Annotated in this window: 16 protein-coding genes; 10 read left to right on the top strand and 6 right to left on the bottom strand. The window is 73.3% G+C overall.

Annotated elements, in window-relative coordinates; all coding sequences use genetic code 11:
• A partial coding sequence (locus tag ACJ73U_RS18345) for an IniB N-terminal domain-containing protein (RefSeq protein WP_407778863.1) occupies nt 1–1,158 on the bottom strand: 1,158 nt, incomplete at its 3' end.
• Nucleotides 1,159–1,396: 238 nt separating this feature from the next.
• Here ACJ73U_RS18345 and ACJ73U_RS18340 point away from each other — a divergent pair.
• The 3 genes from ACJ73U_RS18340 to ACJ73U_RS18330 are packed head-to-tail and all read left to right on the top strand — an operon-like array spanning nt 1,397 to nt 5,892.
• Entirely contained in the window at nt 1,397–2,788 is a 1,392-nt protein-coding gene (locus ACJ73U_RS18340; RefSeq protein WP_407778862.1) for an Hsp70 family protein, read from the top strand.
• Nucleotides 2,785–5,235, top strand: coding sequence for a LuxR C-terminal-related transcriptional regulator (locus ACJ73U_RS18335; RefSeq protein WP_407778861.1), 2,451 nt, complete (start codon nt 2,785–2,787; stop codon nt 5,233–5,235). Before ACJ73U_RS18340 ends, ACJ73U_RS18335 begins: the two co-directional genes overlap by 4 nt.
• Nucleotides 5,236–5,286: 51 nt before the next feature.
• Nucleotides 5,287–5,892, top strand: a complete 606-nt coding sequence (locus tag ACJ73U_RS18330) for a TetR/AcrR family transcriptional regulator (RefSeq protein ID WP_407778860.1) — start codon at nt 5,287–5,289, stop codon at nt 5,890–5,892.
• Here the strand turns inward: ACJ73U_RS18330 and ACJ73U_RS18325 are convergent.
• Entirely contained in the window at nt 5,863–6,120 is a 258-nt protein-coding gene (locus tag ACJ73U_RS18325; protein ID WP_407778859.1) for a YciI family protein, read from the bottom strand. The genes ACJ73U_RS18330 and ACJ73U_RS18325 overlap by 30 nt on opposite strands.
• Before the next feature lie 44 nt (nt 6,121–6,164).
• Here ACJ73U_RS18325 and ACJ73U_RS18320 point away from each other — a divergent pair, with 44 nt between their 5' ends.
• Both ACJ73U_RS18320 and ACJ73U_RS18315 read left to right on the top strand, forming a co-directional pair.
• A complete protein-coding gene (locus ACJ73U_RS18320) occupies nt 6,165–6,821 on the top strand; it encodes a Crp/Fnr family transcriptional regulator (RefSeq protein ID WP_407778858.1) in 657 nt (218 codons plus the stop codon).
• A gap of 17 nt (nt 6,822–6,838) precedes the next feature.
• Nucleotides 6,839–7,336, top strand: a complete 498-nt coding sequence (locus ACJ73U_RS18315) for a GNAT family N-acetyltransferase (RefSeq protein ID WP_407778857.1) — start codon at nt 6,839–6,841, stop codon at nt 7,334–7,336.
• Here ACJ73U_RS18315 and ACJ73U_RS18310 read toward each other — a convergent pair.
• Nucleotides 7,323–7,814 (bottom strand): class I SAM-dependent methyltransferase, encoded by a 492-nt coding sequence (locus tag ACJ73U_RS18310; RefSeq protein WP_407778856.1) that lies wholly within the window; start codon nt 7,812–7,814, stop codon nt 7,323–7,325. The two genes, ACJ73U_RS18315 and ACJ73U_RS18310, sit on opposite strands and share 14 nt — an antisense overlap.
• A gap of 30 nt (nt 7,815–7,844) precedes the next feature.
• Between ACJ73U_RS18310 and ACJ73U_RS18305 the strand changes: the two genes are divergently transcribed.
• Together ACJ73U_RS18305 and ACJ73U_RS18300 are read left to right on the top strand one after the other, a co-directional pair.
• Nucleotides 7,845–8,417: a MerR family transcriptional regulator gene (locus ACJ73U_RS18305; protein ID WP_407778855.1), complete on the top strand. Its 573-nt coding sequence runs from the start codon at nt 7,845–7,847 to the stop codon at nt 8,415–8,417.
• A gap of 1 nt (nt 8,418) precedes the next feature.
• Complete coding sequence (locus ACJ73U_RS18300; protein ID WP_407778854.1) at nt 8,419–9,315, top strand: SGNH/GDSL hydrolase family protein; 897 nt, start codon at nt 8,419–8,421, stop codon at nt 9,313–9,315.
• A gap of 81 nt (nt 9,316–9,396) precedes the next feature.
• Here ACJ73U_RS18300 and ACJ73U_RS18295 read toward each other — a convergent pair whose 3' ends face one another.
• Entirely contained in the window at nt 9,397–9,843 is a 447-nt protein-coding gene (locus ACJ73U_RS18295) for a hypothetical protein (protein WP_407778853.1), read from the bottom strand.
• A gap of 49 nt (nt 9,844–9,892) precedes the next feature.
• Between ACJ73U_RS18295 and ACJ73U_RS18290 the strand changes: the two genes are divergently transcribed.
• Nucleotides 9,893–10,867 carry a helix-turn-helix transcriptional regulator gene (locus tag ACJ73U_RS18290; RefSeq protein ID WP_407778852.1) on the top strand — a complete coding sequence of 325 codons (975 nt, stop codon included), beginning with the start codon at nt 9,893–9,895 and terminating at the stop codon, nt 10,865–10,867.
• Here the strand turns inward: ACJ73U_RS18290 and ACJ73U_RS18285 are convergent.
• On the bottom strand, nt 10,821–11,999 hold the full coding sequence (locus tag ACJ73U_RS18285; protein WP_407778851.1) for an MFS transporter: 1,179 nt from the start codon (nt 11,997–11,999) through the stop codon (nt 10,821–10,823). The two genes, ACJ73U_RS18290 and ACJ73U_RS18285, sit on opposite strands and share 47 nt — an antisense overlap.
• On the bottom strand, nt 11,996–13,177 hold the full coding sequence (locus tag ACJ73U_RS18280; RefSeq protein WP_407778850.1) for an FAD-dependent monooxygenase: 1,182 nt from the start codon (nt 13,175–13,177) through the stop codon (nt 11,996–11,998). Before ACJ73U_RS18280 ends, ACJ73U_RS18285 begins: the two co-directional genes overlap by 4 nt.
• 80 nt (nt 13,178–13,257) lie before the next feature.
• Here ACJ73U_RS18280 and ACJ73U_RS18275 point away from each other — a divergent pair, with 80 nt between their 5' ends.
• Nucleotides 13,258–13,803 carry a TetR/AcrR family transcriptional regulator gene (locus ACJ73U_RS18275; protein WP_407778849.1) on the top strand — a complete coding sequence of 182 codons (546 nt, stop codon included), beginning with the start codon at nt 13,258–13,260 and terminating at the stop codon, nt 13,801–13,803.
• Between the two features lie 119 nt (nt 13,804–13,922).
• The gene (locus ACJ73U_RS18270) at nt 13,923–14,381 is read left to right on the top strand and encodes a GNAT family N-acetyltransferase (protein WP_407778848.1); all 459 of its coding nucleotides are present in this window, start codon (nt 13,923–13,925) and stop codon (nt 14,379–14,381) included.
• Nucleotides 14,382–14,641 lie beyond the last annotated feature (260 nt).

Here is a 14,641-nt window from a genome sequence, read left to right as displayed (position 1 = left end):
CGGCAGGTTGGTCAGGTGCTCCGACAGGGTGTCACCGCCCTGGTGGATGCCCTCACTGACCGTGTCCGTGGCGTGCTCGACCGTTCCGCTCACCGAGGTCAGCGAGCCGGTCAGGTAGCCGCCGAGCCCCGCGCCACCGGCGGCCACGCCGCCCGCCAGCACGTCGGCGCCGGTGCCGACGTAGTGCGCCACGGTCCCGGCGACCGCGTCGCCAGTGCTGCCGAGGTGGTCCACGTCCAGCAGGTCGGCGGTGTCGACCGGCTGGATCGAGAAGTCACCGTTGGAGTTCAGGTGGACGTCGCCCAGCGGGGACTCCGCGGCCACCTGAACACCCTCCGGCCCGGCGATGGCGCCCGCGGCGAGGTCGCCGCCCACGGTGTCGGTAGCAGCCCACGCGCCTAGGTCGCCCCCGACATGGCCGACCAGACCGCCGCCGAAGTCGGCGAAAGGCGTGCTACCGGCGACCGAGCCGCCGAACTCGTGCGGGTCGAGCTTCCCACCCGCGGCGAGGTCACCGAACGCGGACGAGACCGCCGTGGAGACGGTCGGCGCGTCGGAGTCCACCGGGTTGGACAGGAGCCCGGACGCGGCGACGTCGGCGACGTCACCGTTCAGGTCGACGGCGGCCGCGGCGTTGCTGACCACGGCGGTGACGTCGCCGAAGGGGGTGTCGAACGTCGGCAGGGACGGCAGGTGACCCAGGTCCGGGAGGCCGGTGGGCAGGGTGACGGGCAGGTCACCCAGGTTCGGGAGCCCGGTCGGCAGGCTGACCGGCAGGTCGCCCAGCGCGGACAGGTCGCCGACGACGGGCAGCGAGCCCAGCGCCGGCAGGTCCACGGGCAGGTCACCGACGGGCAGGTCACCGACGGGCAGCGAGGTGAGGTCGGTCGGCAGGCTGTCGGCGACCAGCGGCAGCACCTCCTGGACGTCGGCCGGCGTCAGGTCGCCGAGGCCGGCCGAGGACAGCGCGGCCAGCGGGTCGGCCAGGTAGGCGGCCTTCGCGACCTCGTCGGTGATGAGGTTCGACACGAAGTCGTGGAGGGTCCCGCCGGGAGCGCAGGCGCCCGTCAGGCCGCCGGCGACGGCACCGGACGCCGAGGCATCAGCAGGGGTCGCCGCCGCGGCGGCGGACGACGAGTTCTCGATGTTGGCGGACAACAACTTCTCCTATGCGGATTTAGTTCTGGCACTCGGCGGCGGTCGGCGGAGGAACGGGGCCGACGCCGCGGCGCTGTGGCGATCAACCTATGGAGGACGGGCGCCTGGGGACATCGGGGATCACTCCGAGTTGTCGATTCGCCCCTTAGGGCTAACAATTACTCACTCGTTAGGGGGTTAGGGGCTAGTCCCCGGCCCACCCGGGGGTTGTCCCGCGGGACCGGCCCCCTGGTACGACATGACCGGCCGCACGGACGGAGGTAACGCCCGCATGCCCTACGCCCTCGGGGTCGACCTCGGCACCGCGCGCACCACCGCGGCGGTCAGTCGCAACCACCGCGACAGCTGGAGCGAGCCCGAGGTCATCCCGCTGGACCCGGCCGACGAGCGGCCGGGTGTGGCTTCCGTGCTGTACCTGACCAGCGACAACGCGGTCGAGGTCGGCGAGGCGGCCGCTCGCCGCGCCGCCACCGAGCCCGAGCGCGTCACACGCGACCTCCTCGAACGGATCGGTGACGAGGTGCCGCTCGCACTCGGCGACCAGCACTACCCGGCCGAGACGCTCGCGGCCGCGCTCGTGGCGTGGGTGGTCGACCGCGTCGAGGAACACGAGGGCAGCCCCGCCAGCCAGTTGGTGGTCACCCACCCGGTGGGTTGGGGATCACATCGCCGCGCGGTGCTCCAGGCGGCGCTGCGGGACCTCGACCTGCCCGAGCTGACCCTGCTCCCCCGCCCGGTCGCCGCCGCGGAGGCCTACGCCGCGGCGGAGCGGCTCGAGGTCGGGCAGGAGATCGCGGTCTACTCGCTCGGCGCGAGCCGGTTCGAGGCGGCCGTGCTGCGCCGCGGCGCGTTCGGGTTCGAGCTGGGTGCGCACGCGGACAGCGCGGACGTGCTCGGCGGGGCGCTGTTCGACGACCTCGTCACCGAGCACGCGGCGGCCGACCTGGGCGAACTGCCGAGCGACCCGAACGGGATGGCCGCGCTGCGGGCCGCGTGCGCGGAGGCCAAGGAGCGCCTGTCGACGGCGGTCGCGGTGACCATCCCCACACCGCCGGGCTCGAAGAAGGCCACGGTCCTGCTGAACCGCACCGACTTCGACACCATGATCCGGCCGGTGGTCGAGGAGACCGTCCGGATACTGCAGCGGGCGATCCGGAGCAGCGGGTCGGCGCCGGACGCGTTGCGCGCGGTCGTGCTCGTGGGTGGCAGCGGGCACGTGCCGCTGATCACCGAGCTGGTGACGGCGGCGGTGCGGGTGCGGGTGGTCGCGGCGGAGGACCCGACGACGGCCATCGCCCGCGGCGCCGCGCTGGCCGGCGGCCGGGTCGCCAAGCCGACCGTGCGGGCCCAGCCGCTGCCCGTGACCCCCACGGTCACGCCGGCCGAGGTGTCGCACACCGATCTCATGCACTTCGACGACCTCGGCCCCGAGGCCGCCGACATCGGTCCACCGCCACCCCGCCCACCGGTCGAGATCGCCCCGCTCGACCCGCCGGCCCGCGGCCTGGCCCGGCTCACCCGCAGGGCCCGCGGCGGCACGGACGTCGACGAGCTGGACCCGGACGACAGGGAGGTCGACGAGTCACCCCGCAAGCGCCGCCGACACACCGACCACGAGGACGACGAGTGACGCCGATCCTGGACGAGGCCGCCGCGCGACACCTGGCGGCGCTCGCCGCCGACCCACGCGCGCACGTCGGCATCATCGGCCCTGGCGGGTACGGCAAGACCACCCTGCTGAACCACCTCGGCGAGGCCATCCGCGCGGCCGGCACCACGGTGCACACGACCGCGGGCGACCTCACCGACGCCCCCACCGGCGACGGCGTGCTGCTCGTCGACGACGCGCACCTGCTCGACGACGCGGACCTCGCCCGCCTGCGGGAACTGGCGGCCAGGGTGCGCCTGGTGGTCGCCGCCCGCCCCTGGCCCCGCCCGCCGGCACTCGCCGAGCTGCTGGAGCTGGCGCAGGAGCAGGTCGTACCCGTGCCGTTCGACAAGGAGCAGGTGAAGGCGTGCCTGCCGGCCGGGCGCCGCACCGACGAGCTGGCCGAGTTCGCGCACGCGGAGACCGGCGGCGTGCCGGGGTTCGTCGCGCGGCTGGTCCGCGGGCTCCCCGAGCAGAAGCCGGGCAGGCCCGAGGTGCCGGTGGCGGTGCTCAGCGAGTTCCGCGCCGAGTTCGGCCGGCTCGACGAGGACGTGCTGACGTTCGTGCTCGCCGCCGACGCGGGCATCGGCCTGCACCTCGACCTGCTGGCCGAGCTGCTGGCACGGGACGCGGCGGCGGTGTCCGACATCGTCGCGGCGGCCCGGTCGACCGGGCTCGTCGGCCAGGGCGGCGCGCTGCTGCCGATCGCGCGGCGGGCCATCCGGGTGCTGGTGCCGGTGGAGCGGCGGGCGTGGATGCGGCAGCGGCTCGCGGAGCTGCAGCTGGCACGCGGCGGTCAGGTCCTCGCGCTGGTCCGGCCGCTCCTGGGCACGGGCATCGGTGGCGCGGCGGCGGCGACCGCGTTCGAGGCGGCGGCCGCGGAGGCGTTGCCGGCGGACCCGGCGCTCGCGGCCAGGCTGTACGAGGCCGCGGTCACCGCCGGCCGGCCACCTCTGGTGGTCGCGGCGCGGCGGGCCGAGGCACTGGCGCTGTCCGGCGACCTCGACGGGGCGTTGCGGCTGGCGGACGGGGTCATCACCACCGAGGAGGCGGTGGGCCGGCGGCACGCGGCCGGGGTGGCCGCGGCGGCACTCGCCCACCGCGGCCAGCTGTTCCGCAGCGCGCAGCTGTACCGGTGGTCGGGCACCGAGGAGGGCAAGCACCTCGCCACGCTCGGCCTGCTGGGTGTCGGCGACCTCGCGGAGGCCAGGGAACTGCGTGCGCAGACGTCCTCCGACGGGCCGCCGACCTCCCTGTCCAGCGCGCTCACGCTGATGGCCGCCGGCCTGCACGAGTCGATCACCGGCACGCCCACGAACGCGCTGTCGATGCTCGTGCGGGCGGCGGGCCTGCTGGAGCCGGTCGGGCGGGGCGTGTTGCTGCCGGACAGCCCGGCAGCGCTGGGTGCCCTGCTCGCACTGCACTACGGCGAGCTGGGCACGGCGTCCTCCCTGCTGGACCGGGCGGTCGCGGCCGGCACCGGCGGTGCGCCGCTCGCGACCCGGCACCAGCTGCTCCGGACGTGGATCACCATGCTGCGCGGCAACCTGACCGCGGCGGCCGAGCAGCTCTCGGCGTTGCGCGGCACGCACCTGGAGCCGAGGGACTGGCTGTTCGCGGTGGCCATCGAACTGGGCGTGGCCCGCCGCGCCGGGGACACGAACACGCTCGGCCGCGCGTGGGTGCAGGCCGGCGAGGCGTTGCTGCGCCACCCCATGGACCTGTTCACGATCCTGCCGCTGGGCGAGCTGGTCGTGGCCGCGGCGCGGCTGCGGGACGAGGCGCGGCTGGCGGCACACCTGTCGCAGGCCCGGACGTTGCTGTCCGGCCTCGGCGAACCACCGCTGTGGGCGTCGCCGCTGTGGTGGGGCGGGCTGCAGGCCGCGGTGCTCGCCGACCAGCCCGACGAGGCCGAGGCGCAGGCCGAGGCCATGGCACGGGCGGCGGCCCGGGACGAGCAGTTCGGCACGATCGCCGTCGCCGGGCGGTGCTGGGTGGACCTGATGGCCGGCAAGGTCGACGCGGACGCCGTCGAGGACGCGGCCCGCGGCCTGCACACGGCCGGGTTCACGTGGGACGGGGCCCGGCTGGCCGGCCGGGCGGCGACCCGGACGGCGGACCGCAAGGACATGGTGCGGCTGCTGGACTGCGCGCGGCTGCTGCAGGGCAAGCCGGTCACGGCCCGGCGCGTGCCGGACCTGCCGGACGAGCGGGCCGCCGTGCCGTCGGCGGCGCTCTCGGAGCGGGAGCTGCAGGTCGCGGAGCTGGTGGTGTCCGGGATGACCTACAAGGACGTGGGCGACCGGCTGTTCATCTCGGCGAAGACGGTCGAGCACCACGTGGCGCGGATGCGCCAGCGGCTCGGCGCGTCCAGCCGCAGCGAGCTGCTGTCCCAGCTGCGGTCGCTCGTCGGGAGCGGGCGGGACTGACCGCTCCTATACTCCGGCTGTTGACCAACCGCCAACACCCCGGGAGCCGGCATGACGACAGCGGGCCGGCGCAGACTGGAACCGGACGAGCGGCGGGAGCAGATCCTGGCGTGCGCAGAGCGGTTGTTCGGCGAGCACCCGTACGCCGCGGTGTCGACGACCGAGCTGGCCAGGGAGGCGGGCGTCGCGCGCGGGTTGATCAACCACTACTTCGGCACCAAGCGGGACCTGTACCTCGAGGTGGTGCGCCGGCTGGTCACGATCCCGCGGTTCGCGGTCGACCGGCTGCCGGAGGGTCCGCTGGAGGTGCGGGTGGCCGCGGCCGTGGACTGGTTCCTCGACGGCGTGTCCCGCAACAGCAAGGCGTGGCTGGCCGCGACGGGCGGCTGGGACTCCGACGTCGAGCAGATCCTGGCGGGTGCCGACGAGACCGCGGCGGACCGCGTCCTCGAGGCGACGGGCCTGGCCGCCGACGCGAACGAGCTGCGGGCGATGGTCCGCGCGTACGGCGGCATGGCGAAGGCGGCGTGCCGGGAGTGGTTGGTACGCGGGGAGCTCACACGCAGGCAGGTGCGGGTGATGCTGTCCACCACGCTGCTGGCGCTGATCCACGACGCCGCGCCCCGCCTACGGGACGACGGGCCGCCACTCCCGTAGGTCCACCACCCGCACGCCTTCCGTCGTGTAGTACGGGTCCTCGGCCAGGAACCTGTCCACTTCGGACCGTTCGGCGGCGAACACCAGCAGGGCTCCGCTGTCGTCCGCCCACGGCCCGGCCATGACGAGGACGCCGTTCGCGTGGAGCGCCGCGAGCCGTCGCCGGTGCGCGGCCCGGGCGGCGAGCCGGGCGGGATGGGCGTCGAAGGCGAGTTCCAGGACGATCACGGCTCGGCACGCTAGGTCCAGCGCGGCGTTCCGCGCTGTATCGGGTGATACTGCGTCTCGTGCTCGCCGACGTCCCGCTGTTCGCGCCGCTGGCGCCGGACGTCCTCGACCGGTTGGCCGCGGTGGCCGCGCGACGGGAGGTGGCGGCGGACACCGTCGTGGCCGTCCGCGGCGAACCGGCCCGGCACCTGGTGGTCGCGGAGACCGGCGGGCTCACCGCGGTGCACGGGACCGCGGCCGGGCGGCGGCGCCGGCTGGGCGAGTTCCCCGCCCCCTGTGCCGTGGACAAGGCGGCGGTGCTCGACGGCGGCGGCCACACGGCGACCTGGGTGACCACGGCCCGGTCGGCGCTGCGGTTCCTGCCCGCCGCGGAGTTCCTGGCGCTGGTGGACGTGCCGGCCGTGCGTGCGCACGTGTTCGCCAGGTTGGCCGGGCAGTTGCGGGCACAGCAGGAGGACCTCGTGCTGACCAGCTTCGCGGACGCGCCGACGCGGGTGGCGGCGTGGCTGGTCCGGGCGGCCGCGCCCCGGGTCCTGCTGCCGGGCGCGCAACAGGGCTTGGCGGAGGCGCTGGGGCTGACGCGGGTGTCGGTCAACCGGGCGCTGGCCACGCTGGCCGCGGAGGGGTTGGTCGCCGTGGCACCGGGCGCGGTGGTGGTGCTCGCGCCCGAACTGTTGACCCTGCGCGCCACGGCGACCTGACGTGCGAGAGTGCCGGGGTGTTGATCAGACGGGAAGCGGCGGCGGACGTGCCCGCCATCGCCGAGGCGCATGCGGCGGCGTTCGGCCGTGATGTCGAGAAGGACCTGGTCACGGCCCTGCGGGCGACCTCGGCGTGGCTGCCGCGGCTGTCGCTGGTGGCCGAGGACGCCGGCCGGGTGGTGGGGCACGTCGTGTGCACCCGCGCGCACGTCGCCGAGACGCCGGTGCTCGGGCTCGGTCCGCTCGGCGTGCTGCCGGCGCGGCAGAGGACCGGTGTCGGCAGCGCGCTGATGCATGCCGTGCTGGCCGCGGCCGAGGCGCTGGACGAGCGGGTCGTGGTGCTGCTCGGGCACGCGGACTACTACCCGCGGTTCGGCTTCGAGCCGGCGGCCGGGCTCGGCATCGAGTCGCCGGACCCGGCGTGGGGCAACCACTTCCAGGCCCGGCGACTGTCCACCTATGACACGTCGGTGCGCGGGCCGTTCGCCTACGCGCACCCGTTCAACGAGCTATGACGCAGGCGACCGGCGGGTCGAGTTCGAGGGTCTCCACGCGGAAGTCGGTGCAGCCCGCTTCGCCGAGCCGGTCCTGGATCTCCCGGGCCGCGCGGACGGTGGTCTCGGCGGTGGCGCCGGGGCAGCGGGGCTGGCTGGCGATCACGATCCGCCCACCCTCGCGCAGGAGCCCACGCAGCTCGCGGAGGCGCTGAACCGGGTCGTGCCAGAAGCCGAGCGAGTTCACGGCCAGCACGATGTCCAGCGGCTGGTCGAAGCTCGGCAGCTCCTCGACCGGGGCGTGCACCAGCCGGACCCGCCCGGCCCGGACGGCGGCGGCGTTGTGCCTGGTGGCCCGCCGAACCATCACCGAGGAATGATCGATGCCGTAGATTCGGCCCCGGGTGGCGAGGCGTGCCAACTCCGCGATGGCGATGCCGGGGCCGAAGCCGACCTCGAGCACGTGGTCCGCGGGCCGCACGTCGAGCAGGGACACCACCCAGCGACTGCGCTGCCTATTGGAGGCGCGATGGGCCATGACCCATCCGGCCAGCCGGCCGGCGACACCACGCGGACGGTGGAACTGGCTTACGAGCCAGGCGATGACGCGTTGCTTGAGCGAGTTCGGTCGCATGCGCGCAAGCCAACGACTTCAAGCGGCCTTGAAGTCAAGGAGCTGACGATCGGCGAGCTGGCCAGGGCGACCGGCGTCGCCACCTCGGCCTTGCGGTACTGGGAGGAGCTGGGCCTGCTGCCCGCGCCGGAGCGGATCGCGGGCAGGCGGCGCTACCCCACGTCGGCCGTCGGGCTGGTCGGCATGATCCTGGCGCTGCGGGACGTCGGTTTCACGCTGGACGAACTGGGCACGCTGATGGCCTCCCGCGCGGGCGGCGTGGACGCCTGGCGGGAGCTGTACGAACGCAAGCTCGCCGAGCTGGACGAACGGATCGCCCAGGCGCAGGCGGCACGGACCGCGCTCGCCCACGCGCTGCGCTGCGGCAACCGGGAGGGCGTGTTCCACTGCCCGAACTTCGCGCGGGGTGTGGCCGGACGCCTCGCCGGCCTGCCCCTGCACGAGGCGCACTCCCACGGAGAGGACTGACGTGCCGCTGATCGTGGTGCTGCTGGTGGTACTGCTCGGCGGGTGCACCGCCGCGCCGGTCGACCGTCCCACGGCGACGTCCACCACCAGCAGCGGGCCGCCGGCCGAGCGCGTGTACGTGTCGTTGGGCGACTCGTACGCGACCGGCTACCGACCGGCCGACGCGGGCGCCCCCGCCGGCCCGACCCGGGCCGGCTTCGCCTACCTCGTGGCCGATGCGTCCCACCTGCGGTTGATCAACCTCGCGTGCAGTGGCGCCACCTCCGCGCAGGTACGGGAGGAGCCCGGTTGCGCTCCCGGCAACCGAGCCCTCGACGCCCCCGATCCGGGCGACCGCACCCAACTCGACGCGGCGGTGCGCACACTGCGTGCGTACCGGGGCCGGGTGGGCCTGGTGACCGTCGTGATCGGCGGCAACGACCTGGCCCCGTGCGCACGCGCGGCGGACGCCTCGGCGGCGGTCGCGTGCGCGTCCCAGGCCGTGTCCGACGTCCGGACCAACCTGGCCGCCATCCTCCCCGCCCTGCGCAAGGCGGCCGGCGACGCCCCGATCGTGGGACTGACCTACCCCGACGTGTTCCTCGGCGCGTGGGTGTCCGCCGAGTTCCCGGACGGCCAGAGCCTCGCGCGGCTGTCCGTGCCCCTGTTCCGCAACTTCAACGCCGCGCTACGTGCCGAGTACGGCAGGGTCGGCGCCCGGTTCGCGGACATCACCGCCGCGACCGGCGCCTACGGCCCGCTGACGGCGCTGACCCAGGACCCGGCGTACGGCTCCATCCCGACGCCGGTGGCGAAGGTGTGCACGCTGACGTACTTCTGCACCCACACCGACGTGCACCCGACCCCGGCCGGCCACGAGGCGATCGCCACCGCCATCCGCACGGCGGCAGGTGGCTGACCCCGTTGTCACTCGTGCGACAGAACGGCGTGCACGGCAGGACGCGAGTTCGCCGATGACCTCGCCCGGTTCACGGACCGTTCACCGCCAGAAGTCCGACTCCCAGTTGGTCTCCCAGGTCTCGCCGCCGTCGGTGGAGAAGGCCTGCTCCCAGCGGGCCGTCTTCTCCGTGATGTTCGACCACCGGTACCGGACGCGGACGGGCCGGCCCTCGTAGTCCTCGTCGCTGAAGAACTCGCCGACGCCGTTCTCGAAGTGGCCGATGACCGGGGGCAGCGCGAGCTGTCCGTTGCGGGAGTTCACCCAGTAGATCGACCACTCCTGGGTGGTCGGGTCCAGCAGGCGCAACGAGACGCCCTTGAAGCCGAACCCCGGCAGGTCCACCTCGTCCACGTTGGCGGCGCCGTCGAACAGGTTGTGGCAGGTGAGCGTGCCGCCCGTGCTCTCCCACTCGTCACTGCCGCGGAGCGGCTTCCGCTTCCGCTGCTTGGTCTGCCAGGTGCCGATGAGCCAGTCGAAGTTGTTCATGGCGCGGACGCTATGCGCACTCCACTGACATCCAGTGTCAGTATTGTTCGTGCGTGCTTCCCGGATCGTCCAGCTGCTGCTCCTGCTCCAGACCAGGGGCCGCCTCACCGCCGCGCAGCTGGCCGCCGAGCTGGAGGTTTCCGTCCGCACGGTCTACCGCGACGTCGAGGCGCTGGGCGCGGCGGGCGTCCCGCTCTACGGCGAGGCCGGGCACGCCGGCGGCTACCGGCTCGTCGAGGGCTACCGCACCCGGCTGACCGGCCTGACCGAGAACGAGGCCGACTCGCTGTTCCTCACCGGGTTGCCGGGTCCCGCGCGGGAGCTGGGCCTCGGTGCCGAGGTCGCCGCGGCGTGGCTCAAGCTCACCGCGTCCCTGCCGCCCGAGCTGCGTGACCGCGCCACCCGCGTGCAGCAGCGCTTCCACCTCGACGCGCCCAGCTGGTACGCCGAACCGGACGACACCCCCGCGCTCGCGGCCGCGGCCGACGCGGTCTGGCGGGAGCGACGCGTGCACCTCCACTACCACCGCTGGCGTGCCCCGACCGAGGTAACTCGAACGGTTGATCCCTACGGCCTGGTGCTCAAGGCCGGCCGCTGGTACCTGGTGGCGGCCGGCAAGCGGATCAGCACCTACCGCGTCTCGCAGATCAGGGACCTGACCGTGCTGGACGAGTCGTTCCCACGCCCGGCCGGCTTCGACCTGGCCGCGTACTGGGCGTCCTACCTCGCCGACTTCGACGCCCGCCGGCACGTCGACACCGCAACCGTCCGCATCTCCCCCGACCTGCGGGAACGCCTGGTGGACGCGGTCGAACCCAGCGTGCGTCGGGCGGTCGAGGACACGGCGTCGCCTCCGGACGGGGACGGCTGGGTCACGGCGACGTTGCCGATCGAGAAGATGGATCACGCGCTGCGGCTGATCCTCGGCTTCGGCGCGGACATCGAGGTCCTGGCGCCGGCCGAGCTGCGGGAGCGGGTCAGGGCGTCGGTGGCAGCGCTGGCGAGGACGTACTCACCCGGCTGAACAGCCGCAGCAGCGGCAGGGTCAGCAGGCTCAACACCCCGAGCAGCAGGAACGCGGGCGTCGGGTCGTCCACCAGTACCCCGACGACGGCGGCGACGACCAGGCCGCCGAGGTTGCCGGTCAGCCACATCAGCCCGGCGGCCGTGCTCTCGGTGCTGTTCGCCCGCCGCTCGGTCAGCTCCAGCACGATCGGCAGCGCCGGCAGCAGGCCGAACCCGATCAGCGTGAGCGCGACGAACCCCGTCACGACCCCGGGTGCGACCGCCAGCACGACGCACGCCACGACCGTGACCAGCAAGGACACGGTCAGCACGGCCAGTTCGCGGCCGTGCCGGTTCGCCCAGATCGGCACCACCGCGCACCCGACCACCCCGGCCACGACGTTCGCGATGAGGATGAGCCCGGCGGTCGACTCCGACACGCCGGCCGGCTCGAGCAGCGGCTGCGCGAACGTCGACAGCGCGACGAACACCCCGAACGGGACGAACACCAGCGCGCAGAGTGTCCGGATGAACGGGTCGCTCCACGCCACCCGCAGCGCACCGAGCCCGGCCGGCGGCTTCTCGACCTTGTGCTCGGCGGGTGTCCGCAGCACGGCCAGCACGGCGACGGCGGCCACCACCGCCAGCCCGGCCTGGACGAGCAGCAGCGTGGGGACGTCCTCGGTGAACACGGCCCCGAGCCCGAACCCGATGATCAGCCCGGCGAACGTGCTGGCCGACCCGATCGCGATGCCGGTCGGCCGGTCTCGCTCGGCGAGGTACCGGCCGGCGACCGCGGTGATCGCGTTGAGCACGAGCGGCTGCGCGACCGCGACGACCAGCTGCCCGGCCAGCGCGTCGGCGTAGCTGTCCCCGGCCAGCCGGATGAGCGCCCCGGCCGCGACGAGCAGTGCCCCGGCGGCCAGCCCACCCCCGAACCACCGGTCGAGCACGATGCCGGCCGGGATCGCGAGCAGCACGTAGAGCAGGGGGAAGACGTTGGCAAGCCAGCCGACGGCCCCGTCGGAGACGCCGTAGTAGCGGCCGGCCGCGTCGGTGACCGGCGCGTAGGTGACCCAGAGGACCTGCGTGACGGCCCCCAGCAGTGCGAACACCGCGATCATGGACCACCGGCTACGGGGTTCGATCATGCCCGGGAGCATCGCACGGGATAGTCCTTCAACGAGATCACGGTTGCGGCACGGTGGAGCGGTTTCATCGCCTGGCCGATGATCCGGTCCTTGCCCGGCAGCTTCGACAGCAGCGACAGGAACACCATCGACAGCCTGACCTGCGCCTTGCTGGCCAGCACCATCCGCTTGATGTTCGCCGGCCCGAGCTTCTGGTTGGCGGTGACGAACTCACGCATCTCGGTCTCGTAGCCGGCGAAGCCCTGCTCGTGGTTCTGGGCGGCCGCGAGTTCGCCGGCCAGCACGTAGGCGCCGACCAGCGCGAGGCTGGTGCCCTGCCCGGAGGCGACGGACGCGCAGTAGGCGGCGTCGCCGACCAGCGCGATCCGGCCGTTCGACCAGCGGTCGAGGTGCACCTGGCTGAGCGTGTCGAGGTAGAAGTCGTCACCCATGTGCTCGAGCAGGGTCGCCACCTCCCAGCCCTCGCCCCGGTAGCGGTCGGCGAGGTACTGCCGCGGGTCCGCCGGCACGGGCGCGTCGTCGGCGAACAGGAACATCGCCTTGGCGCCGGTGTCCTGGGCGGTCGAGTACACGAGGACGGTGCGGCCGGGGCTCACGTAGGTCAGCTCCTCGCGGTCCAGCCCCAGGTGGTTGGGCACGTCGAAGATCGACACGCGGTAGCCGAGATCCCTGATGGCGTCGTCCGCGAAGACTTTCTCCCGGGTGTTCGACCGCAGCCCGTCGGCCCCGACGACCAGGTCGAACCTGCGAGTGGCGCCACTGGCGAAGGTGACCTCGACGTCGTCCCCGGTCTGGCAGAGGTCGGCGATCTCGTCACCCCACAGGTACTCGACGCCGTCGGTGGCCTCGAACAGCAGCCGGAGCAGGTCACCGCGCAGGATCTCGGCGTCGCCGTGCGCGCGGCCGCCGAAGGTGTCCCCGTTCATGCTCGCGACCCGCCGCCCCTTGCCGTCGACGACCGACCCGGCCCGCACGTCGGTGACCCGCTCGCGGATCTGGTCGAGCACCCTCATGCGCTCGACCACGTCGACGGCCGCCCCGCGGATGTCGACCTTGTACCCGCCGTCACGGATGCCCCGCGACCGCTCGACCACGGTCGGTGTGAACCCGTTGCGGCGCAACCAGTAGGCGAGGCTGATACCCGCGACGCCGGCGCCGGAGATGAGGACCTTCTTCATGGTCTTGCTCCCTTCGTTGCCGCTGACAGTACACATGTGTCAGACAGTTGTACAAGACATTTGTGTTGTACAGTTGTGCCATGGGTAACCGAGAAGACCTCCTGACCGGCGCGCTGCGGTGCCTGTACGAGAAGGGCTACACGCGCACGACCGCCCGTGACATCGCGTCGGCGGCGGGCGTGAGCTTGGCCGCCATCGGCTACCACTACGGCACGAAGGACGAGCTGCTGAACGCGGCGCTGTACCAGGCACTGGCCGAGTGGGGCAACGACCTGGGCGAGGCACTGTCGGCACGCCCGGAGGCGAGCGCGGCGGAACGCTTCGAGGAGATGTGGACACAGGTGATCAGGTCGTTCGCCGCAAACCAGCGGCTGTGGGCGGTGCAGTTCGAGCTGCTGGCGTTCCTGGACCAGAAGCCGGAGCTGAAGGCGGCGTTCGCGGAGGCCAACCGCCAGGCGAGGGCGGGCCTGGCCGACCTGTTCGGCATTCCTGGCGAGGCGACGGGCGCGGTGTTCCACGCGTTGGTCGGCGGCCTGGCAACCCAGTGGCTGGTGGATCCGGACAGCGTCCCGTCAGGCCACGACCTGCGCACCGCCGTCCGCGCGATCGCCGCCGCGATCGCCTGACCGCCCCGACCGCCCCAACCAGCCACACCGACCCGCCCGTCGACTGAGCCCGAAGGCGACGAGAGCGCCGCCGAGCATCGCCAGTTGAGGCGCCCGGACGTTACGAGAGGAACCCCCTTATGCAGTGGACGATCGAGCAACGCCCGTGGGACGACCCGACCGGCGCCGCCCTCCGCCGCCAACAACGCGAAGAACTCGACGCCCGCTACGGCACGAACGACCACGAGCCCGGCCCCCCACCGTCCGCCACCGACACGGACCTCTTCCTGGTAGCGGTCGATCCCACGACGGGCGAGGCCATAGCCTGCGGCGCCCTCCGCCGCCTGGACCCCACGTCGGCGGAGATCAAGCGGATGTACGTCGTGCCGGAGAAGCGCGGCACCGGAGTAGCAACGGACATACTCCGAGCCCTGGAAACCGCCGCCACCAAGCGGGGATGGCACACCCTCCGCCTGGAAACGGGCACGGAACAACCGGACGCCCAACGCTTCTACCGCCGCGAGGGCTACCGAGAGATCCCCCTCTTCGGCAACTACGTCGGCTCAACCCTGTCAGTGTGCTTCGAGCGCCAACTCTGACCCGCCGCCGCACCAAACGGCCCGTCGCCGCACCAACGGCCCGTCACCAGTGGCACACGCCATCACCTGACGCCACCAACTATCACCTGGGAACATCTCCATCCTCCCGGCCGACCCGCACCGAACACCGGCTCCTGGCCTGCGGCAACGTTTGTACGGCTCCCACCTCACGCGCACCAACTACCGCCCCGGAACACCCTTCATCCCCCGGCCGACCCACCCCAAACACCCACTCCCATCCCGTTCCACCGCAACCCTTG

Origin of the sequence: Actinophytocola sp., assembly GCF_045807065.1 — a bacterium.
GTDB lineage: Bacteria > Actinomycetota > Actinomycetes > Mycobacteriales > Pseudonocardiaceae > Actinophytocola.
The sequence above is the reverse complement of the archived record's forward strand: the minus strand, read 5'-3'. Positions and strand labels throughout refer to the sequence as shown.